Origin of the sequence: Streptomyces sp. NBC_01363 (assembly GCF_026340595.1) — a bacterium.
Taxonomy (GTDB): Bacteria; Actinomycetota; Actinomycetes; order Streptomycetales; family Streptomycetaceae; genus Streptomyces.
On the sequence record NZ_JAPEPF010000001.1, the window covers coordinates 3,958,138 to 3,978,401 of the forward strand.

The 20,264-nt window shown below is 69.2% G+C and carries 20 protein-coding genes; 12 read left to right on the forward strand and 8 right to left on the reverse strand.

The genetic code is table 11. The annotated features are described in order from the left end of the window. Positions 1-3 precede the first annotated feature (3 nt). Both OG611_RS18215 and OG611_RS18220 read right to left on the reverse strand, forming a co-directional pair. On the reverse strand, positions 4-252 hold the full coding sequence (locus OG611_RS18215) for a hypothetical protein (protein WP_266421154.1): 249 nt from the start codon (positions 250-252) through the stop codon (positions 4-6). A 256-nt stretch (positions 253-508) separates the two neighbouring features. Next, on the reverse strand, positions 509-874 hold the full coding sequence (locus OG611_RS18220; protein ID WP_266421156.1) for a DUF3099 domain-containing protein: 366 nt from the start codon (positions 872-874) through the stop codon (positions 509-511). Positions 875-1,146: 272 nt separating this feature from the next. Between OG611_RS18220 and OG611_RS18225 the strand changes: the two genes are divergently transcribed. Then, on the forward strand, positions 1,147-1,422 hold the full coding sequence (locus OG611_RS18225) for a GlsB/YeaQ/YmgE family stress response membrane protein (RefSeq protein ID WP_266421159.1): 276 nt from the start codon (positions 1,147-1,149) through the stop codon (positions 1,420-1,422). Positions 1,423-1,497: 75 nt separating this feature from the next. Here the strand turns inward: OG611_RS18225 and tyrS are convergent, their stop codons facing one another. Both tyrS and OG611_RS18235 read right to left on the reverse strand, forming a co-directional pair. Next, positions 1,498-2,763: a tyrosine--tRNA ligase gene (gene tyrS, locus OG611_RS18230; protein ID WP_266421160.1), complete on the reverse strand. Its 1,266-nt coding sequence runs from the start codon at positions 2,761-2,763 to the stop codon at positions 1,498-1,500. 59 nt (positions 2,764-2,822) lie between these two features. Then, positions 2,823-4,220, reverse strand: coding sequence for a metallopeptidase TldD-related protein (locus tag OG611_RS18235; RefSeq protein ID WP_266421163.1), 1,398 nt, complete (start codon positions 4,218-4,220; stop codon positions 2,823-2,825). A gap of 300 nt (positions 4,221-4,520) precedes the next feature. Here OG611_RS18235 and OG611_RS18240 point away from each other — a divergent pair, with 300 nt between their 5' ends. Further along, positions 4,521-5,756, forward strand: coding sequence for a site-specific integrase (locus tag OG611_RS18240; RefSeq protein WP_266421165.1), 1,236 nt, complete (start codon positions 4,521-4,523; stop codon positions 5,754-5,756). Between the two features lie 20 nt (positions 5,757-5,776). Here the strand turns inward: OG611_RS18240 and OG611_RS18245 are convergent, their stop codons facing one another. Then, the gene (locus OG611_RS18245; protein WP_266421167.1) at positions 5,777-7,303 is read right to left on the reverse strand and encodes a TldD/PmbA family protein; all 1,527 of its coding nucleotides are present in this window, start codon (positions 7,301-7,303) and stop codon (positions 5,777-5,779) included. Positions 7,304-7,535: 232 nt separating this feature from the next. Here OG611_RS18245 and fabG point away from each other — a divergent pair, with 232 nt between their 5' ends. The 3 genes from fabG (at position 7,536) to OG611_RS18260 (ending at position 9,573) form a co-directional block, all read left to right on the forward strand. After that, complete coding sequence (gene fabG / locus OG611_RS18250; RefSeq protein WP_266421169.1) at positions 7,536-8,255, forward strand: 3-oxoacyl-[acyl-carrier-protein] reductase; 720 nt, start codon at positions 7,536-7,538, stop codon at positions 8,253-8,255. Positions 8,256-8,260: 5 nt separating this feature from the next. Further along, entirely contained in the window at positions 8,261-9,028 is a 768-nt protein-coding gene (gene fabI / locus OG611_RS18255; RefSeq protein WP_266421172.1) for an enoyl-ACP reductase FabI, read from the forward strand. 167 nt (positions 9,029-9,195) lie between these two features. Then, positions 9,196-9,573, forward strand: a complete 378-nt coding sequence (locus tag OG611_RS18260) for a hypothetical protein (RefSeq protein WP_266421174.1) — start codon at positions 9,196-9,198, stop codon at positions 9,571-9,573. 16 nt (positions 9,574-9,589) lie between these two features. On the opposite strand, the gene OG611_RS18265 is transcribed toward OG611_RS18260, so the two are convergent. Then, entirely contained in the window at positions 9,590-10,264 is a 675-nt protein-coding gene (locus OG611_RS18265; RefSeq protein WP_266421176.1) for a FadR/GntR family transcriptional regulator, read from the reverse strand. 158 nt (positions 10,265-10,422) lie between these two features. On the opposite strand from OG611_RS18265, the gene OG611_RS18270 reads away from it, so the two are divergent. The 4 genes from OG611_RS18270 (at position 10,423) to OG611_RS18285 (ending at position 12,812) form a co-directional block, all read left to right on the forward strand. Next, the gene (locus OG611_RS18270; RefSeq protein WP_266421179.1) at positions 10,423-11,724 is read left to right on the forward strand and encodes an MFS transporter; all 1,302 of its coding nucleotides are present in this window, start codon (positions 10,423-10,425) and stop codon (positions 11,722-11,724) included. 26 nt (positions 11,725-11,750) lie between these two features. Further along, the gene (locus OG611_RS18275; protein WP_266425987.1) at positions 11,751-11,861 is read left to right on the forward strand and encodes an SGM_5486 family transporter-associated protein; all 111 of its coding nucleotides are present in this window, start codon (positions 11,751-11,753) and stop codon (positions 11,859-11,861) included. Between the two features lie 151 nt (positions 11,862-12,012). Beyond that, positions 12,013-12,219: a hypothetical protein gene (locus tag OG611_RS18280; protein ID WP_266421181.1), complete on the forward strand. Its 207-nt coding sequence runs from the start codon at positions 12,013-12,015 to the stop codon at positions 12,217-12,219. A gap of 74 nt (positions 12,220-12,293) precedes the next feature. Further along, a complete protein-coding gene (locus OG611_RS18285) occupies positions 12,294-12,812 on the forward strand; it encodes a histidine phosphatase family protein (protein ID WP_266421185.1) in 519 nt (172 codons plus the stop codon). Between the two features lie 140 nt (positions 12,813-12,952). Here OG611_RS18285 and serB read toward each other — a convergent pair whose 3' ends face one another. After that, the gene (gene serB, locus OG611_RS18290) at positions 12,953-14,218 is read right to left on the reverse strand and encodes a phosphoserine phosphatase SerB (protein ID WP_266421187.1); all 1,266 of its coding nucleotides are present in this window, start codon (positions 14,216-14,218) and stop codon (positions 12,953-12,955) included. A 376-nt stretch (positions 14,219-14,594) separates the two neighbouring features. Here serB and OG611_RS18295 point away from each other — a divergent pair, with 376 nt between their 5' ends. Beyond that, the gene (locus tag OG611_RS18295) at positions 14,595-17,165 is read left to right on the forward strand and encodes an FHA domain-containing protein (RefSeq protein ID WP_266421191.1); all 2,571 of its coding nucleotides are present in this window, start codon (positions 14,595-14,597) and stop codon (positions 17,163-17,165) included. Positions 17,166-17,256: 91 nt separating this feature from the next. On the opposite strand, the gene OG611_RS18300 is transcribed toward OG611_RS18295, so the two are convergent. Continuing rightward, positions 17,257-18,033 carry a transglycosylase SLT domain-containing protein gene (locus OG611_RS18300; protein ID WP_266421193.1) on the reverse strand — a complete coding sequence of 259 codons (777 nt, stop codon included), beginning with the start codon at positions 18,031-18,033 and terminating at the stop codon, positions 17,257-17,259. A gap of 441 nt (positions 18,034-18,474) precedes the next feature. On the opposite strand from OG611_RS18300, the gene OG611_RS18305 reads away from it, so the two are divergent. Together OG611_RS18305 and OG611_RS18310 are read left to right on the forward strand one after the other, a co-directional pair. Next, on the forward strand, positions 18,475-19,620 hold the full coding sequence (locus OG611_RS18305) for a GAF domain-containing sensor histidine kinase (RefSeq protein WP_266421196.1): 1,146 nt from the start codon (positions 18,475-18,477) through the stop codon (positions 19,618-19,620). Further along, on the forward strand, positions 19,613-20,257 hold the full coding sequence (locus OG611_RS18310) for a response regulator transcription factor (RefSeq protein WP_266421199.1): 645 nt from the start codon (positions 19,613-19,615) through the stop codon (positions 20,255-20,257). Before OG611_RS18305 ends, OG611_RS18310 begins: the two co-directional genes overlap by 8 nt. The last annotated feature ends 7 nt before the right edge of the window (positions 20,258-20,264 follow it).

Consider the following 20,264-nt stretch of genomic DNA (forward strand, 5'->3'; position numbering starts at 1 on the left):
GCCCTAACCCCGGTCGGCGCGGGACTCCCACTCCGCCAGCGTCACGACATCCTTGAGGAAACCCCTGACGTCGAGGAACGAGGAGAGGTGCTCCCGGTGTTCCTCGCAGGCCAGCCAGGTCTTGCGACGCTCCGGGGTGTGCAGCTTCGGGTTGTTCCAGGCGAGCACCCATACGGCGTCGGCCCGGCATCCCTTGGCGGAACAGATGGGTGCGGCGGCAGCGCTCTCGGCCGCGGATTCAGGGGAGTTCACGGACTCAACCCTAGGTCAGCACTGGTGCGGGCCCCTGGCCCGGCCCGCGAGGCCGACGCCCGACCGCATCCCCGGCCGGAGAAAAAACGACGCCGAGCAGCCACGGGGGGAGCTGCCCGGCGTCGGTCCGTCGCTCCGACGGGGGATGCGGAGCGCTTACGAAGTATGTCACGCAGACCGGGGTGCGGTGCACCGTAACTTCATGATTGATCTGAGGTTTTCTTGAGGATCGAGTGCCGTGCGCACCCGACCGGGTTCAGACCGATTCCCCGCCGCTGCGGACCCCGTCACCCTCCGGGCCGGATTCCGCGGCACCGGCCGCGGGCGCCGCGTCGAGTACCGGCCGCATCGGTGCCGGTACGAAGGTGGAGGGAAGCGAAGGGGTGTTCTCCCGGCCCGCGTTGGCGATGACGACCGCCACGTACGGGAGCAGCACACCGAGTGCGAGCGCCACGATCGCGACATACCGCTCGACGTTCCACAGCACCGCGGCCAGGACCACCGAAACCGTCCGTACGGACATCGAGATCACATAGCGCCGCTGCCTGCCGCGCACATCGTCCGCGAGTCCCTGCCGGGCCCCCGTGATCCGGAAGACCTCGCCACCGCTCTGCTTCCGCATCACGTCTCCATCGCCCTTCCCCCAGCGCCTCGGGTCTCTCGTTCGAAAGGCCCTGACAGGCCGGGGGACACCTCATTCCCGCGCCGGACACTCCCCGGACCGGACCGCATCCACGGTACGCCCGGCACCCGACGGCTACGAGACCGGGGCACGCCCTGTTCGTACATATCGGTACCCGAGCCGCACGTACGGACCCCTCCGGCATGCGGCTTGCGGCCCGCGGGCCGAGACTGGGCGCACATGCGCGACATCGCGTCGCACGAGGAGGCGACATGGGCTGGTTGTGGGCAATCATCGTGGGCCTGGTGCTCGGTCTGATCGCGAAGGCGATCCTGCCCGGCAAACAGAGCATCCCACTCTGGCTGACGATCATTTTCGGCATCATCGGCAGCGTCCTCGGCAACGCCGTCGCCACCTGGATCGGTGTCAACGACACCAAGGGCATCGACTGGATCCGCCATCTGCTCCAGCTGATCGGCGCGGTGGTGGTCGTCGGCGTCGGCGACATGCTGTGGGCCTCGTTCCGCGGTTCCCGGCACAAGACCTGAGCCACCCGGGCACGACGCACTGCGGCCGGACACGCGTGACGCGTGTCCGGCCGCAGTGCGTGTACGGTCCCGGGATCAGCCGGTGACCTCGACGGCGGCGAGGTTCTTCTTGCCCCGGCGCAGCACCAGCCAGCGCCCGTGCAGCAGTTCCTCGCGGGCCGGTGCGCTCTCGCCGTCCGTGACCTTGACGTTGTTCACGTACGCACCGCCCTCCTTCACCGTGCGGCGGGCGCCCGACTTGCTCGGCGCCAGGCCGACCTCCACCAGGAGATCCACCAGCGGGCCGAGCTCGGTGACCCGGGCGTGCGGCACCTCGGACAGTGCGGCACTCAGTGTCGCCTCGTCCAGCTCGCCGAGCTCGCCCTGGCCGAAGAGCGCCTTCGACGCCGCGATGACCGCGGCGCACTGATCGGCGCCGTGCACCAGAGTCGTCAGCTCCTCGGCCAGCGCGCGCTGTGCCGTCCGGGCCTGCGGACGCTCCTCGGTGACCTTCTCCAGCTCCTCCAGCTCGGCAGGGCTCTGGAAGCTGAGGATGCGCATGTAGCGGGAGATGTCGCGGTCGTCCACGTTCAGCCAGAACTGGTAGAACGCGTACGGCGTGGTCATCTCCGGGTCGAGCCAGACGGCGCCGCTCTCGGACTTGCCGAACTTGGTGCCGTCCGCCTTCGTCATCAGCGGGGTCGCCAGCGCGTGCACCTCGGCGCCCGGCTCCAGGCGGTGGATCAGGTCGAGACCCGCGGTGAGGTTGCCCCACTGGTCGCTGCCGCCCTGCTGGAGGGTGCAGCCGTGGCGCCGGTACAGCTCCAGGAAGTCCATGCTCTGGAGCAGCTGGTAGCTGAACTCGGTGTAGCTGATGCCCTCGTCGGACTCCAGCCGCCGGGCGATGGACTCCTTGGTCAGCATCTTGTTGACCCGGAAGTGCTTGCCGATGTCCCGGAGGAACTCGATCGCGGACATGCCCGCGGTCCAGTCCAGGTTGTTCACCATGACCGCGGCGTTCTCGCCCTCGAAGGACAGGAACGGCTCGATCTGGGACCGCAGCCGCGACACCCAGGCGGCGATCGTCTCCGGATCGTTCAGCGTGCGCTCCGCGGTCGGCCGCGGGTCACCGATCTGACCGGTGGCCCCGCCCACCAGGGCGAGCGGACGCAGACCGGCCCGCTGGAGCCGGCGCATGGTGAGCACCTGCACCAGATGGCCGACGTGCAGACTCGCCGCGGTGGGGTCGTAGCCGCAATAGAAGGTGACGGGACCGTCCGCGAGAGCCTTGCGCAGTGCGTCCTCATCAGTGGACTGGGCGAACAGCCCACGCCACTTCAGCTCGTCGACGATGTCCGTCACGGTTCCGGTGCTCCTCGTGATGCGTACGGGTAGTGGTATTCCTGCTCAGTCTAGGCGGGTCACACGCCAGGGCTCACCGAACTCATGTTGAAGTCCGGGATCCGCAGCGCGGGCATCGCGGACCGGGTGAACCAGTCGCCCCACTCGCGCGGCAGCGTCTTCTCGGTACGGCCCGCTTCCGAGGCCCGCGACAGCAGGTCCACCGGCGACTCGTTGAACCGGAAGTTGTTCACCTCGCCGACGACCTCGCCGTCCTCGACGAGATACACCCCGTCGCGGGTCAGCCCGGTCAGCAGCAGCGTGGCCGGATCGACCTCCCGGATGTACCACATGCAGGTCAGCAGCAGACCGCGCCCGGTCGTCGCGGCCACCATCTCCTCCAGGGACCGCTCACCGCCGCCCTCCAGCACCAGGTTGTCGATCGTCGGCGCGACCGGCTGCCCGGTCAGCCCCGCCGTGTGCCGGGTGGTCGTCAGGTGCTCCAGCCGGCCGTCCCGCATCCAGTCGGTCGGTGTCAGCGGCAGACCGTTGTCGAAGACGGAGGCACTGTCCCCGGAGGCATGGGCGATCACGAACGGCGCCGACTCCAGGCCCGGTGCGTACGGGTCGCTGCGGAGCGTCAGCGGCAGCTCGGAGAGCTGCTCGCCGACCCTGGTCCCGCCGCCCGGCCTGGAGAACACCGTCCGGCCCTCCGCGGCGTCCCGCGCGGCCGACGACCACAGCTGGTAGATCAGCAGATCGGCGACGGCGGTCGGCGGCAGCAGCGTCTCGTACCGCCCGGCGGGCAGCTCGATACGGCGCTCCGCCCAGCGCAGCCGCTGCGCCAGTTCCGCGTCCAGCTCGGCCGGGTCGACGTCCTTGAAGTCGCGCGTCGCGCGGCCCGCCCAGGACGAACGGGTGCGGTCCGGGGACTTGGCGTTGAGCTCCAGCGTCCCGGTCGGCTGGTCGTGGCGCAGCCGCAGCCCCGTCGACGTACCGAGGTAGGTCGAGGTCAGCTCGTGGTGGGCGAAGCCGTACAGCTCACGGCCGCCGGAGCGGGCGCGGGCGAAGGCGTCGCCGAGCGCCGGGGCGAACTCCGCGAAGACGTCCGAGTCCGTCTCGGCCGGTGCGTCCGTGAAGTCGGGCGACGTGGGCACCCCGGTGACCAGCGGCTGCGCGTCCTCCGCCGGACCGGCCCCGCGCGCCGCGGCCTCGGCGGCCCGCACCAGCGGTTCCAGGTCGTCGGCGGTGACCGCGGACCGCGACACCACACCGGACGCGGTGCCCTGCGCACCGTCGACGGTCGCGATGACGGTCAGGGTCCGCCCCCGCGTCACCCCGTTCGTGGTGAGCGCATTGCCGGCCCAGCGCAGATTCGCGGACGACTCCTCGTCGGCGATGACGACACAGCCGTCGGCGGTGGACAGTTCGAGCGCCCGCTCGACGATCTCGTGCGGCTTGCTGTTTTGCCTGCTCATCGACTGTCTCCAGTGCAGTGTGGACATGAGAGTTCCCTTGGCCGGGCCGTCGGGTCGCGGTCAGTCGACGGCGCCCGGATGCGCCGTGTCGATGATGGCAAGGCATCAGCTGAGAAAAGAGAGCTTATCCGCCGCGGACCTGACAGTCTCGGCCTGCTGGGCGCAGCGATTCGAGACTGCTGTGTCGTAGTCATGTTCGATATGAACTCTGTTGAGTGAATGGCGAGTTGGGGATGCGGTGGCGTGTGCTTAGCTTCGTTGCGCACGTGTAGCCAATCGACATGCATGGGGTGAATTCGTGTGGCGGCCATCAAGCACGAAGACTGCGACTGCCCAGGGCGCAGGAAGCCGGACTGCGCTCACTTGACGTATCGCGTGGCATACCGCCAGGCCGGCGAATTGCGTGAGGTTCCTTTCAAGCGGCTCGAGGATGCGGAATCCTTCGCGATCGGGGTCGAACGACGTAAGGACCTGGGAGCACGGCTCGACCCCGAGGCGGGGCGGAGGGTCTTCGCAGATGTCTGGCGCGAGTGGGTCGAGGCCGGAGCTCTCGAAGAGTCGACGAAGCGGAACTACCAGAGTGTCTATGGCAACCACTTCGGGCGGACATTCGGATCCATGGAGATGGCCGACATCGCACCCGCGGATATCGAGCGGTGGGAGGCGTACCAACGGGGACGCGGCTATGCGGAGAACGGTGTCAACGGTCGCAAGAACGTGCTCTCGTCCGTGTTCAACTACGCGGTGACGGCCGAGATCATTGGTCGGAACCCTTGCCGCAAGGTGAATCCTCACCGGCGTGCTGGGAGGCCGCTGACGCCGATCGGCGACGACGATATCCCGGCCATGGAGGAGGTGATGGGGATCATCGCAGAGGCCCCGAAACTGATCCGTGCCGGATTTTGGGCGATGGCGGGATGCGGGCTGCGTCCAGGCGAGGCCTTGGCGATCTCGAGTGCGTCGATGAACTGGGATCGCGGCATCCTCGCGGTGGACCATCAGGTGTCGGCGTACGGGTGCCAGAAGATCTCTGGCTCTCGCCGCGGTGTGAAGCGAGGAACTAAGAGCCGTGGCTCGGGCGAGGCGCGGAGGACCCCCGTCCCCCACTCCATCCGTCAGGTCTTCAACGATCACGTCGACGCGTTCGGGATGTGGGGTGACAGGGGATGGTTCTTCGAATCTCCGCGTCAGAACGACCGGCACCCGTCGTACGACTGGTTCCTGGCCCAGTTCAAGGTGGCGACAACGGCTGCGGGGACCCCGCGGTACACCCCCAAGAGCTTCCGGCACTTCTTCGTCTCCGAGGCGATCCACTCTGGTATCCCGCTCTTCGAGATCGCGGCGTGGGTCGGGCACCGCACTACCCGCACGACGGAACTGATCTACGGACACCTGGTGCGAAGGTCGATGCACCAGGGGGCGCTCGTCATGCACAACCGCCTTGGGCTGGATCTCGCGCCTCTCCAGGGGAGCATTCCGTTGCCGAGTCTGCATCCGTCCGGCGAAGCCGCCGACGACCAAGACGATGCCGCATGATTGCATGTCGCACCGCCGCGTCAGGAGCGTCCTGACTCGCTCGAGGTGTTGAGGATGTTCACACCCCGGAACAGAGCCGTTGGGCAGCCGTGCGAGACGGCTGCGACTTGGCCGGGCTGAGCCTTCCCGCAGTTGAAGGCTCCACCGAGCACGTACGTCTGGGGGCCGCCGACTGCTGTCATGGACCCCCAGAATTCCGGGGTCGTCCCCTGGTAAGCGACATCCCGGATCTGGCCGACGAGACGGCCGTCCCGGATCGCGTACGCCCGTTGCTGAGTGAATTGAAAGTTGTACCTCTGCATGTCGATCGACCAGGACCGGTCGCCGACCACGTAGATCCCGCGCTCCACCCCGCCGATCAGATCCTCCGTGGACAGGCCGCCCGGATCCGGCCGCAGCGACACATTGGCCATCCGCTGCACGGGGACATGGCCCGGCGAGTCCGCGAACGCGCACCCGTTGGAACGGCCCAGCCCCGTCAGCCTCGCGATCCGCCGGTCCAGCTGGTACCCGACCAGTGTCCCGTCCTTGACCAGGTCCCAGGACTGCGCCTCGACACCCTCGTCGTCGTACCCGATCGTCGCGAGCCCGTGCTCGGCGGTGCGGTCGCCCGTCACATTCATCACGGGGGAGCCGTACGCCAGCTTCCCCAGCTGGTCGAAGGTGGCGAACGAGGTCCCGGCGTACGCCGCCTCGTACCCCAGCGCCCGGTCCAGCTCGGTGGCGTGGCCGATCGACTCGTGGATGGTCAGCCAGAGGTTGGACGGGTCGACGACCAGGTCGTACGTCCCCGCCTCGACGCTCGGCGCCCGCATCTTCTCGGCCAGCAGCCTGGGAATCCGCTCCAGCTCGTCGTCCCAGTCCCAGCCGGTCCCGGTCAGGTACTCCCAACCGCGGCCCACCGGCGGGGCGATCGTCCGCATCGAGTCGAACTCACCGGTGGTCCCGTCCACGGCGACCGCGGTGAACTGCGGATGCAGCCGCACCCGCTGCTGGGTGGTGACGGTGCCCGCCGTGTCCGCGTAGAACTTGTTCTCGTGAACGGTCATCAGCGAGGCGTCCACATGCGCGACGCCCTCGGCGCCCAGGAGCCGACTGCTCCACTCGGCGAGCAGCCCCGCCTTCTCCTCGTCCGGTACGGCGAAGGGGTCGACGTCGTACGCCGAGACCCAGGTCCGCTCGCCGTGCACCGGCTCGTCCGCCAGCTCGACCTGCTCGTCGGAGCCGGCCGCCGCGATCACCTTGGCCGACAGCTTCGCCATGGCGACGGCCTGCGAGGCCACCTTCGCCGCGGCGTCCATCGTCAGATCCACGCCGGACGCGAACCCCCACGCCCCACCGTGCACCACCCGCACCGCGTACCCGAGATCGGTGGTGTCCGAAGTCCCGGCGGGCCGGGCGTCCCGCAGCCGCCAGGACGCGCTGCGCACCCGTTCCAGGCGGAAGTCGGCATGCACGGCACCCAGCGCACGCGCGCGGGCGAGCGCCGCGTCGGCGAGGGCCCGCAGCGGCAGGGCCAGGAATGACTGATCTACCTCGTGGGGCACAGGGAATTCCCTTCTCGATACACCACGGAAGTGAATCACGCCGGACGGTGACCGCACCGGGGGTTAATCGGACACCGCCGCCACGGGCCGGACGCAGAGCGGCCCGACGGACGACCCTCTGTAGGAATCCCACAGTGCCCGGGGGAAGGCGCTGTCAGGGGCCGATTGCTCGTGGAGCACCTGGTACCGATAGGTTTTCGACGTACCAGACCGCTAGGGAAAGGGTGATCCGTTGAGCCGCTCGGTTCTCGTCACCGGAGGAAACCGGGGCATCGGCCTCGCCATCGCCCGCGCTTTCGCCGACAACGGCGACAAGGTCGCGATCACCTACCGCTCCGGCGAGCCGCCCGCGGCGCTCACCGAGGCCGGTGTTCTCGCGGTCCGTTGCGACATCACCGACGCCGAGCAGGTGGAGCAGGCCTACAAGGAGATCGAGGAGAAGCACGGTCCCGTGGAGGTGCTGGTCGCCAACGCCGGTATCACCAAGGACCAGTTGCTGATGCGGATGTCCGAGGACGACTTCACGTCCGTCGTCGACACCAACCTCACCGGCACCTTCCGGGTCGTCAAGCGCGCCAACCGCGGCATGCTGCGCGCCAAGAAGGGCCGCGTCGTCCTCATCTCCTCCGTCGTCGGGCTCCTCGGCTCGGCCGGGCAGGCGAACTACGCCGCGTCCAAGGCGGGTCTGGTCGGCTTCGCCCGGTCGCTGGCCCGCGAGCTCGGTTCCCGGAACATCACTTTCAACGTCGTCGCGCCCGGTTTTGTCGACACCGACATGACGCAGGTGCTCACCGAGGAGCAGCGCAAGGGCATCGTGTCCCAGGTGCCGCTCGGCCGCTACGCGCAGCCCGAGGAGATCGCCGCCGCGGTGCGCTTCCTCGCCTCCGACGACGCGTCGTACATCACTGGAGCCGTCATCCCCGTTGACGGCGGATTGGGCATGGGTCACTGATCACCATGAGCGGAATTCTCGACGGCAAGCGCATCCTCATCACAGGTGTGCTGATGGAGTCGTCCATCGCTTTCCATGCCGCGAAGGTGGCCCAGGAGCAGGGCGCCGAAGTCATCCTGACCGCGTTCCCCCGGCCCACGCTGACGGAGCGCATCGCCAAGAAGCTGCCGAAGCCGGTCAAGGTCATCGAGCTGGACGTGACCAATACCGAGCACCTGGACCGCCTGGAGGGCCTGGTCCGTGACGAGCTCGGCTCGCTCGACGGCGTCGTCCACTCCATCGGCTTCGCGCCTCAGGACGCGCTCGGCGGCAACTTCCTCAACACCCCGTTCGAGTCCGTCGCCACGGCGATGCACGTCTCGGCGTTCTCGCTGAAGTCGCTCGCCATGGCCTGCAAGCCGCTGATGAGCGAGGGCGGCTCGATCGTCGGCCTCACCTTCGACGCGCAGTTCGCCTGGCCGCAGTACGACTGGATGGGCCCGGCCAAGGCCGCGCTGGAGGCCACCTCCCGCTACCTCGCCCGCGACCTGGGCAAGGACGACATCCGCTGCAACCTGATCTCCGCCGGACCGATCGGCTCCATGGCCGCGAAGTCCATCCCGGGCTTCTCCGAGCTCGCGGACGTCTGGAACACCCGCTCCCCGCTGTCCTGGAACATGGCGGACCCGGAGCCGGCCGGCCGCGGCGTCGTCGCCCTGCTCTCGGACTTCTTCCCGAAGACCACGGGCGAGATCATCCACGTCGACGGTGGCGTGCACATGATGGGTGCCTGATCTCGTACGACAGGCTCTGACGCAGCCGCGTACCGCCTCCGAACAGGCGGTACGCGGCTGCGTCGTGTCCGCGCCCGGCTCCGGCCCGCTCAAGTCGAAAAGATGGTCGATCCACCGCAGAATGTGGTGAACCGGACTTCGGGTCGGGCTACGGGGAGGAGATCGCCATGCGCTCCACACGTCGCCGGACCGGGATACTGCTGGCGGCCTCCATAGCCGTCGCCGGACTCGCCGCCCCGGTGGGGATATCCGTGGCGGGGCGGGCGGGAGCCGGGGCATCCACCCCCGACGCTCCCACCTCGGACCCCGCCGGATCCGAATGCCGTACGTCGGTCCGGGGCTCCCGGGTCGTCGCCTACTGCCACAATCCGTACCCCTCCACCGACCGCGTGCAACTGCACACCGAATGCCGCCGCTGGTGGGACATAGACGCCGACGCCCCCCCGGTCGACGTGGGCCCCGGGCGGACCGTGCGGCTCGACGACCGCTGCTGGAAGGAAGTCGGCTCCGTCTGGGTCACGCACCGGGTGCAGGGCACGGTCTAGGGCGCCCGGACGGACCTCAGGCCCGTTCCACCAGGCAGCTCAGTGCATGGCCCGCGGCCTCGGCTGCCGCCGTCTCCCCGTCCCCGGCCCGGATCGCCTCGACCAGCCTGCCGTGGTCCATGTGGTTCTCCGGCCGCAGCTCATGACCGATGTCGCCCCTGAGATAGTCGCGCAGCAGATCGCCCAGGTCGGCGTAGAGGCCGGTCAGTACGTCGTTGTGCGAGGCCGCGACCACGGCCAGGTGCAGCGTCGCGTCCGCCGCGACGAACGCCTCGGCGTCACCTGCGGCCCAGGTCTCCTCCCGGCGCGCCATGAGCGCGTCCAGCTGCTTCAGATCCCGCTCGGTGCGCCGGGCGGCGGCCAGCCTCGCCGCCGACGACTCCAGGGTGGAGCGCAGCTCGGCGACATGGCGCGGATCGGCGGAGGCGAAGCGGCGGTGCATCACCCCGGCCAGCTCGCTGGTGGCGACGACATAGGTGCCCGAACCCTGCCGGATGTCCAGCAGGCCGTTGTGCGCGAGGGCGCGCACGGCCTCCCGGACGGTGTTGCGGGCCACCCTCAGCTGCTCCACCAGCTCGGGCTCGGTGGGAATGCGTGACCCCACGGGCCACTCGCCCGAGGTGATCTGATTCCTGAGCTGGGCAATCACCTGGTCGGCGAGTGCCGAACGCCGCGGAGACGTCAGCGCCATGGTGCTCCTTGGTCGGGTTGCTGGAGTGATGAGTCGGGTTGCCGGTGCGGTGAGGGGTGACGGGAGTTGCTGTCGTTGCTGTGCCCGGAGCGAATGGTCTCAGAGGGCCCCTCGCGTGATTGGACAATCAATCATCCCATGATTCTATGATGGGCCTCATGCCCGACGACGAGACCCGGACCCTGCGCCCCGCCACCACGGTGGACGCCCCCATCAAACCCACGACCACGCAGGCCTCGCAGGACCCGCGGACGGTACGGACCGCCGACGGGCCCTCTCCCTGGCTGCTCCGGCTGGTCGTCGTCGGGCTGGTCCTCACCGCGCTCAACCTCCGCCCCGCCATCACCAGCCTCGGCGCCCTCCTCGAAGAGGTACGGGACGGGCTGCACATGAGCGGCAGCGCCGCCGGCGTCCTCACCTCCGTACCGCCGCTCTGCTTCGCGGTCTTCGGCATCATGGCGCCGCGCCTCGCCCGCCGCTTCGGCCCGGGGACGGTCGTCTGCGCCGGGATGATCGCCATCACCGCCGGTCTGGTGATTCGGCCGCTCGTCGGCGGGACGGCCGGCTTCCTCGCCGCGAGCGCCCTCGCCCTCATGGGCATCGCCGTCAGCAACGTCCTGATGCCGGTGATCGTCAAGCGCTGGTTCCCGGACCGGGTCGGCTCCATGACCGGGCTCTACTCGATGGCCCTGGCCCTCGGCACCTCGCTCGCCGCCGCGGTGACCGTGCCCATGACCAGCGCGCTGGGCGGCAGCTGGCGGCTGGGACTCGGCGTCTGGGCCGTGCTCGCCGCTGTCGCGATCCTGCCCTGGATCCCGGTGGTACGGGAGCGGAGCGGCGCCCCGGGACAGCCCGCCGCCCAGCACCCGGACACCCCGGCCCTCAGGATCACCCGCAGTCGTACCGCCTGGGGCCTCGCCTGCTTCTTCGGCCTGCAGGCCACCGCCGCGTACATCACCATGGGATGGATGCCGCAGATCTTCCGCGACGCCGGGGTCTCGGCCGGTACGGCGGGTGTGCTGCTCGCCGTGACCATGGCGATGGGCGTGCCGCTCGCCTTCGTCATCCCGCGGGTCGCGAGCCGGATGAAGAACCAGGGGCCCATCGTCGTCCTCCTCGGCAGCTGCGGCCTCATCGGCTACGCGGGCCTCTACTTCGCACCGGCCGGCGGGGCCTGGGCCTGGGCGCTGCTCCTCGGCATCTCGAACTGCTCCTTCCCGCTCGCCCTGACCATGATCGGCATGCGCTCGCGCACCGGCGCGGGAGTGGTCCGGCTGTCGGCGTTCGCCCAGTCCGTCGGCTACCTGATCTCGATCCCGGGACCGCTGCTGATCGGTGTGCTCTACCAGCACAGCGGCGGCTGGGAGCTGCCGATCGCACTGATGGCGGGCCTGATGGTGCCGCAGATGGCGGTCGGAATCCTGGCCGGACGGGACCGGACGATCGAGGACGAGTGCTGAGGTGCGAGACTGGGGCCATGTCTCCTGTGCTCGACCCGAATCCCCAGAACGGTCAGAAGAAGCTACTCGTCGTACTCGGCGCGATGCTGCTGGTCACCGTGATCGTCGCGGTGATCGCCTCGATCGCGTCCCCCTGAGCCGCGCGGCCGCGGTCGCCGATGGTGGGGTTAACCCCCGCGTCCCCTAGGGGGCCAGGGTCAGGGTGAAGTGGGTGGGTCGCCGGATGGGGCCCCCGGCCCCGGATCCGTAGGTTTTCGGTATCAGTACCGATGACCCACGGAGGCGGACATGTCGGCCCGAACGCACACCCGGACCACCCACCCGGCCACGGGCAGTGTCGAGGTGCGGCTGCCGTGGTGGGCCATCGCGCTGCCCGCGCTCGCGTTCGCCGCACTGCTGCTGCTGATCGTGGGACCCGGCGAGGCGCACGCCGCGACCACCGACCCGGCGATCAGCCGGTTGCTCGCGCGAATCACGGCCCTGGTGACCGGCTGACGGTGCCCGCGCACCCCGCACAGGCCCTTCAACACCCTGCGCCGGGCGGCACATTTCGTGCGAAGCTGAGGTGTATGAGCGTCGATACACCTCGCAGGATCGTCCTTCTCAGGCATGCAAAGGCGGAATGGTCGCAGGACTCCGACCATGAGCGGCCGCTAGCGGAACGCGGCCGCAAGGATGCCCCCGTCGCAGGCCGCAAACTCGTCGACTCCGGGATCGACCTCGATCTGGCCCTCTGCTCCACCGCCGCCAGGACGCGCGAGACGTGGAAGCTGGCCGTCCACGAGATGCCGCACCGCCCCAGGACGGTGTACGAGGAGCGGCTGTACGAGGCGTCCCTCGGTGAGCTCATCGCCCTGATCAACGAGACCCCCGACGATGTGCACGACCTCCTGGTCATCGGCCACAACCCCGGCATGCACGCGGTCGCCGACGCCCTCTCGGAATCGGCCGAGGGCGACGCCCTCACCCGGATGACCCGCGGCGGATTCCCCACCGCCGCGTTCGCCGTCGTCGAGTTCACCGGCTCCTGGAAGGGCGTGGAGCACGGAGTGGGCAGGCTGGTCGAGTACTGGACGCCCAACGACTGATCCCGCTGTCGTACGAGCAGGGCCCCGGTGCGGAAAGCACCGGGGCCCTGTTTCGTATGCGCGAATACGTCAGTGCCGGTACGCGCGAGCGTGTGAGTGCCGGTATGCGCGAGCGCTCAGCGCCCGTACCCGCGAATGCCTCAGTCGACGAGACCGTCGGCGGCCTCGACCTCCTCGCGGGTGATGCCGAGCAGATACAGCACGGTGTCCAGGAACGGCACGTTCACCGCGGTGTGCGCGGCCTCGCGGACCACCGGCTTGGCGTTGAAGGCCACCCCGAGCCCGGCGGTGTTCAGCATGTCCAGGTCGTTCGCACCGTCACCGATCGCGACGGTCTGCGCCAGTGGCACCCCGGCCTGCGCGGCGAAACTGCGCAGCAGCCGGGCCTTGCCGGCCCGGTCGACGATGTCGCCGACGACCCGGCCCGTGAGCTTCCCGTCGACCACTTCCAAGGTGTTGGCAGAGGCGAAGTCGAGCCCGAGCCGTTCCTTCAGATCGTCGGTGACCTGGGTGAACCCGCCCGAGACGACACCCACTTGGTAGCCGAGCCGCTTCAGCGTACGGATCAGGGTGCGCGCGCCCGGCGTCAGCCGCACCTCGGCGCGCACCTTGTCCACCACCGACACATCGAGCCCGGCCAGCAGTGCCACCCGTGCGTGCAGCGACTGCTCGAAGTCGAGTTCGCCGCGCATCGCCTGCTCGGTCACCTCGGCGACCTTGTCCTCGCAGCCCGCGTGCGCGGCGAACAGTTCGATGACCTCGTCCTGGATGAGCGTCGAGTCGACGTCCATGACGACCAGCCGTTGCGCCCGGCGGCTCAGCCCGGCCGACACCACCGCGACATCGACACCGATGCCGGCGGCCTCCGTCGCCAGTGCGGTCCGCAGCTCCTCGGTCACGGTGCCGGACACCGCGAACTCGACTGCCGTGACTGGGTACTTCGCGAGCCGGAAGATCCGGTCGATGTTGCCGCCGGTGGAGGTGATCGTGGCCGCTATGGCGGCGGTCGACTCCGCGGTCAGCGGGTGCCCGAGCACCGTCACATGGGAACGCCCGTCGCCACGCGGCCGGTTGTCGCCCGTACCGGAGATGATCTCGGCCTGAAGCCTCAGCGAGTCGGCCCAGCTGTGCACGGTCGCCCGCAGATCGCCCTCGGTGGTGCCACCCGCGGTCGGGGTGGTGACCAGTGCGCACAGGACGATGCGGCCACGGGTGACGACCTGCTCGATGTCGACGACATCGACCGAGTAGGCGGCGAGGGTGTCGAAGAGCCCGGCGGTGATGCCGGGGCGGTCCTTCCCGAAGATCTTGACGAGAAGGGTGGGTGTGTCGGTGCCCCGACGGGACTCAGGGGGCTCAGGGGACTCAGGAGACGAGGAGGACCGAGGTGGCTGAGATGCGCTCATGGTGCTTCCACCGTATCGGTCCGCTCCGAGGCGCCGAAGGCCCGTCCCGAGGACCGGACAGCGCGTCGGCCCCGTACCCCCGCCCGGAGCACACGCGCGGTGACGGACCGCGCGCGTCCGGATCCGTCCGGTGGCCGGCGGACGGAACACAGGGGTTCGGGCCGCCCTGGATGTCCCTTTTGCTAGCGGTTCGCGTGTACTCGGGGTACTTACCGTGCACTGCTCCCTCTATTCGTGTCAGCACCGTAACGATGCAGGTCTCGGCAGGGTCTTCACCCCGCCCGACTTTCGTATCCGGGACTGCTCCTGGAATAGTTCCTCACGATGTTCAGCATCCCTAGGCTCCCTGTGATGGGGGCAATTCGGGGGACAACTAGTGGGGCGCGGAGTGCCGGAACTCGTACTGGAATTGAATGGAAGGACCTGGACGCTCGATCCGTCCAGGTCGTACACCCTCGGGCGCGATCCGCAGGGCGACCTGACGATCGACGACGCCAGGGTGTCGTGGCGGCATGCCACGATCAGCTGGGGGGGCCGGAGTTGGTTCATCGAGGACCACGGCAGCACCAACGGCACCTATGCGCAGGGCAGCCGGATCCAGCAGCTGGAGATCGGCCCCGGCTCCGTCGTACATCTGGGCAATGCCACTGACGGCCCGCGGTTGAGCATCACCGCCGCGGCGGGCGCCGATGTGTACAGCGGGCAGGGCGCGGGCGCCCAGCAGGCCCCCGCCCAGCCCCAGCAGGGCGGCCCCGGCTGGCCCGGTCAGCAGGCACCCGCTCCGCAGCAGCCGCAGCAGGGCTGGCAGCAGCAGGCCCCCCAGGGCCCTCCGCCGCAGCAGCCCGCGCAGCCGCAGGTTCCGCAGCAGCAGGGCATGGCGAGGACACCCGGCGCGGGCGGTCCCGGCGGGGCCGCGGGGGCCCCGCCGGCGTACGGCGACCGCAGTCCGACCACGTTCCACCGGCTGGACCTCGGCCGCGTGATGCGTATCGGCCGTGCGCTGGAGAACGAACTGGTCGTCTCCGACCTCCAGGTCTCGCGCCACCACGCCGAATTCCACGCGACCCCCGACGGCCGCTTCGAGATCCGTGACCTCGGATCCCACAACGGCACGTACGTCAACGGTCAGCCGCTCTCCAAGTCCGGCTCCGCGCTCATCGGCCCCAACGACATCGTCGGTGTCGGTCACTCGACCTTCCGCCTGGTCGGCGACCGGCTTGAGGAGTTCGTCGACACCGGTGAGGTCTCCTTCTCCGCCCGCCACCTCACGGTGACGGTCGACGGCGGGAAGCAGATCCTCAAGGACGTCTCCTTCGGCGTCCCGGAGAAGTCGCTCGTCGCAGTCATCGGTCCGTCGGGATCCGGAAAGTCCACCCTGCTCAAGGCGCTCACCGGCTACCGGCCCGCCAACCAGGGCGACGTTCTCTACGACAACCGGAACCTGTACAAGCAGTTCGCCGAACTGCGCCAGCGCATCGGTCTGGTCCCGCAGGACGACATCCTGCACAAGGAACTCACCGTCACCAAGGCCCTCAAGTACGCGGCCAAGCTCCGCTTCCCCGCGGACACCACCGAGGCCGAGCGCCAGGCCCGGATCCTCGAAGTCCTCGCCGAGCTCAAGCTCGACATCCACAAGGACAAGAAGGTCACCTCGCTCTCCGGCGGGCAGCGCAAGCGCGTCTCCGTCGCCCTGGAGCTGCTCACCAAGCCGTCGCTGATCTTCCTGGACGAGCCGACCTCCGGCCTCGACCCGGGCATGGACCGCGATGTCATGCAGCTGCTGCGCGGACTGGCCGACGACGGCCGCACCGTCCTGGTCGTCACGCACTCCGTCGCCGAGCTGGCGATCTGCGACAAGCTGCTCGTCATGGCGCCGGGCGGTTCCGTCGCCTACTTCGGCCCGCCGGAGGAAGCGCTCAACTTCTTCGGCTACACCACCTGGGCCGACGTCTTCTCCGCGTTCGAGAACTACCGCGACTACGACTGGGCGGGCCGCTGGCGCGGTTCGCAGCACTACCAGATGTACGCCGCGGACATCGACGCCGTCGCCGCGCAGTCCGTCCACATGCCGCCCCCGCAGCAGATGCGCCCGCCGAAGCCGCAGAGCTGGTCGGCCCAGCTGTGGACGCTGATGCGCCGCTACGTCTCGGTGATCGCGTCCGACAAGGGCTTCATGGGCCTGATGGTGATCCTGCCCGCCGTGCTCGGCGTCGTCAGCGTGGTCATCCCGGCCAAGTTCGGCCTGGCTCCGCCGGACCCGCCGTCCCGGTTCAACAGTGCCGCCGGAACGATCATGCTGATCCTCGCGGTCGGCATGTGCTTCTCCGGTGCGGCCAACTCCGTACGAGAACTGATCAAGGAACGCGTCATCTACGAACGGGAACGGGCCACCGGTCTGTCCCGCTCCGCCTATCTGATGTCCAAGGTGATCGTCCTCGGCGTGATCACCGCCATCCAGGGCGTCATCATCTGCGGCATCGGCTTCGCCACCCGAGAGCTGCCGGCCGAGGGCCTGATCATGCCGCCGGCCGTCGAGATCTGCCTGACGATCATCGCGCTCGGCTTCACCTCGATGATGTTCGGCCTGGTGATCTCCTCGCTGGTGAAGACCGCCGAGAAGACCATGCCGCTGCTGGTCATGTTCGCGATCGTCCAGGTCGTCTTCACCGGCATCCTCTTCCAGGTGTACGGATCGCCCGGCCTGGAGCAGTTCGCCTGGCTGATGCCGTCCCGCTGGGCCATCGCCGGAGCGGGCACGACGCTGGACCTCTCGCACCTCATGGCGCCGTGGGACCCGAAGAACCCGACCGATCTGGACCCGCTGTGGGAGCACTCGGCCGGCCAGTGGGGGATCAACATCTCGGTGCTCCTGCTGCTCGGCATCATCTGCGGCGTCGTGGTCGCGCGACTGCTGCGCCGCCACGAGCCGGAGGTCATGCGCAAGTAGGGCACCGGACGCATACGCCGAAGGGCGGCACCCCGCGCGGGGTGCCGCCCTTCGGCGTATGCGGACGCTGTCCGGCCGGGTGCTCCGCCGGTCAGTACGCGCTGTTGACGTTGTCGATCGAGCCGTACTTGTCGGCCGCGTAGTTGGCCGCGGCCGTGATGTTGGCGACCGGGTCGTAGATGTTCGACGAGGTGCCGGGGACGTGGTACGCGCTGAACGTCGGCTGGATGACCTGGAGCAGGCCGCAGGACGGGGTGCCGTTCTGGGCGTTGATGTCCCAGCCGTTGACCGCGTTCGGGTTGCCGGTCGACTCACGCATGATGTTGCGGTGCAGACCGTCGTACGAGCCGGGGATGCCGTGGGCCCGCATGATGTCCAGGGCCTGGTTGATCCAGCCGTCCAGGTTGTTGGCGTAGACCGGGGTGCGGGCCTCGGAGCGGCTGGCGGCCTGCGTCTCGGAGCGCTTCGCGACGACGGCCTCGGCCTTCACCTTGGCGGCGGCCCTGGCCTTCGCCTCGGCCTTCGCCTTCGCCTGGGCCTTGACCTCGGCGGCCTTGGCGGCCTTGGCCTTCGCGGCGGCGGCCTTCTTGGCCTTGGCGAGGTCGGCGGCCTTCACCAGCTTCTCGGCGGTGGAGTGCTGCTCGATGATGCTGGCCTGCACGGCCTTGGCCTGCGGAGTACCGGCAGCCGACGCGAAGACCACGGGGGCGGCGGACACGGGGCTCTCGGCCTCGGGCTTGGGGTCGGCGTTGGCGGGGACGAGCGAGAACGAGAGCGCGGCGGCGGCCATGGCGGAGATACCCGCGACGGAGAGCTTCTGGGTCTTGTTCAGGCGACGACGACGGCCGAGGATGCTGGACACGGACATGCAGACTTACCTCTTCGTATTGCGGGAGTCCTCACGGAGGACGAAGACGGGAAGCGGCGTTTCGCATCTCCGTCGGGGACGAGTGCAATTCTTAGCGCCAGCAAAATCCGGTGGCAAAGGTGTGACGTACGAACCCCGGTAGTGGATCGGGACCCCGCTCGAACGTGTCGGGCCGCGCTCATGACCACTGATGTGGCGATTACGTGTCCACTAGCAGACTTCGTAAGTGACGTGGGTCCTATGTGCGGCCTCACATCGGCCGGGTAACAACCTGACCAACCGTTGCGTCAGCAATCCGGAGTGTCAGATTCCGGCTCTGGGGCGGCCGTGTGACGCGGTCGCCGCTCCGGTGCGCGGGCGGCCGGACCTAGGCCCTGCGCACTAATCCCCGGCCGTCCACAGGCCGATACGGCGTTCGGACCCCGCCGGTACGGTGAGGCCATGAGCCATCGCCCACCGTCGGGTCTCGCAGCCGTGAGCGCCGCGCTGCTCGCCATGAGCCGGCATCTCGAAGTACGCGACGTCCTGAAGACGATCGTCGCCTCGGCCCGCGAACTGCTGGACGCCGAGTACGCCGCCCTGGGCGTCCCCGACGATCACGGGGGCTTCGCCCAGTTCGTCGTCGACGGCGTCAGCGACGAGCAGTGGAAGGCCATCGGCCCGCTGCCCAGACAGCACGGCATCCTCGCCGCGATGCTCCACGAGGCGAAGGTCGAGCGCCTCGCCGATGTCCGCAAGGATCCCCGCTTCGAGGGCTGGCCCGCTGCCCACCCCGACATGTCCGACTTCCTCGGCCTGCCCATCAGGGACGGCGAGGAGATCATCGGCGCGCTCTTCCTCGCCAACAAGCGCTGCCCCAAACCCGAAGGCAGCTGTGGCTTCACCGCCGAGGACGAGGAACTGCTGGCCATCCTCGCCCAGCACGCGGCGATCGCCCTGACCAACGCCCGCCTCTACGAACGGAGCCGGGAACTCACCATCGCCGAGGAGCGCTCCCGGCTCGCCCATGAGTTGCACGACGCGGTCAGCCAGAAGCTCTTCTCGCTGCGGCTGACGGCCCAGGCGGCCACCGCCCTGGTGGACCGTGACCCGGCCCGCGCCAAGGGCGAGCTCCAGCAGGTCGCCGCACTCGCCGCCGAAGCCGTGGACGAACTGCGCGCCGCCGTCGTCGAGCTGCGCCCCGCGGCACTCGACGAGGACGGCCTCATCGCCACCCTCCGCACCCAGATCCAGGTCCTGGACCGGGCCCACACGGCCCGGGTCACCTTCGAGAGCCTGGGCATACGGGCCCTGCCCGCCGCACAGGAGGAGGCGCTGCTCCGGGTCTCCCAGGAAGCCCTGCACAACGCACTGCGCCACTCCGGGGCGGAACACGTCGATGTCACGCTGGCCAGGCACGGCAGCGGGACGCTGCTGCGGATCACCGACGACGGCGGCGGCTTCGAACCCGCGGCGACCCGGCAGGCGGGCCGGCATCTGGGCCTGGTGTCGATGCGGGACCGCGCGAACGGCGTCGGCGGACGGCTCACCGTTGAATCGGCGCCCGGCAAGGGCACCACGATCGAGATGGAGGTACCCGGTGGCTGACAAGATCATCAGGGTGCTGCTGGTCGACGACCACCAGGTGGTCCGCCGCGGTCTGCGTACGTTCCTGGAGATCCAGGACGACATAGAAGTGGTCGGCGAGGCGGCCGACGGCGCCGAGGGGGTGGCCAGGACCGAGGAGCTCCGCCCCGACGTCGTCCTGATGGACATCAAGATGCCCGGCACCGACGGCATCGAGGCCCTGCGCAGGCTCCGCGAGCTGGAGAACCCGGCCAAGGTCCTCATCGTCACCAGCTTCACCGAGCAGCGCACCGTGGTCCCCGCCCTGCGCGCCGGAGCCTCCGGTTACGTGTACAAGGACGTCGACCCGGACGCCCTGGCCGGCGCCATCCGCTCGGTGTACGCGGGCCACGTCCTGCTCCAGCCGGAGGTCGCGGGAGCCCTGCTCGCCCAGGAGGACCCGGGCAGCGGTACGGGCCGGGGGAGCACGCTCACCGAACGGGAACGGGAGGTGCTGGGCCTGATCGCCGACGGCCGTTCCAACCGCGAGATCGCGCGGGCGCTGGTCCTCTCCGAGAAGACCGTCAAGACACACGTCTCGAACATTCTGATGAAGCTGGATCTCTCGGACCGGACCCAGGCGGCGCTCTGGGCCGTCCGGCATGGGGCGGCGGGCTGACCGGCAG

Bases quoted from the DNA above. Each gene is read 5' to 3' on its own strand.
- fabI (WP_266421172.1), top strand. From the start codon at position 8,261: ATGAGCGGAATTCTCGACGGCAAGCGCATCCTCATCACAGGTGTGCTG.
- OG611_RS18300 (WP_266421193.1), bottom strand. From the start codon at position 18,033: ATGTCCGTGTCCAGCATCCTCGGCCGTCGTCGTCGCCTGAACAAGACC.
- OG611_RS18235 (WP_266421163.1), bottom strand. From the start codon at position 4,220: ATGAGCAGGCAAAACAGCAAGCCGCACGAGATCGTCGAGCGGGCGCTC.
- serB (WP_266421187.1), bottom strand. From the start codon at position 14,218: ATGAGCGCATCTCAGCCACCTCGGTCCTCCTCGTCTCCTGAGTCCCCT.
- OG611_RS18220 (WP_266421156.1), bottom strand. From the start codon at position 874: ATGCGGAAGCAGAGCGGTGGCGAGGTCTTCCGGATCACGGGGGCCCGG.
- OG611_RS18270 (WP_266421179.1), top strand. From the start codon at position 10,423: ATGCCCGACGACGAGACCCGGACCCTGCGCCCCGCCACCACGGTGGAC.
- OG611_RS18285 (WP_266421185.1), top strand. From the start codon at position 12,294: ATGAGCGTCGATACACCTCGCAGGATCGTCCTTCTCAGGCATGCAAAG.
- OG611_RS18225 (WP_266421159.1), top strand. From the start codon at position 1,147: ATGGGCTGGTTGTGGGCAATCATCGTGGGCCTGGTGCTCGGTCTGATC.
- OG611_RS18265 (WP_266421176.1), bottom strand. From the start codon at position 10,264: ATGGCGCTGACGTCTCCGCGGCGTTCGGCACTCGCCGACCAGGTGATT.
- OG611_RS18260 (WP_266421174.1), top strand. From the start codon at position 9,196: ATGCGCTCCACACGTCGCCGGACCGGGATACTGCTGGCGGCCTCCATA.
- OG611_RS18280 (WP_266421181.1), top strand. From the start codon at position 12,013: ATGTCGGCCCGAACGCACACCCGGACCACCCACCCGGCCACGGGCAGT.
- OG611_RS18305 (WP_266421196.1), top strand. From the start codon at position 18,475: ATGAGCCATCGCCCACCGTCGGGTCTCGCAGCCGTGAGCGCCGCGCTG.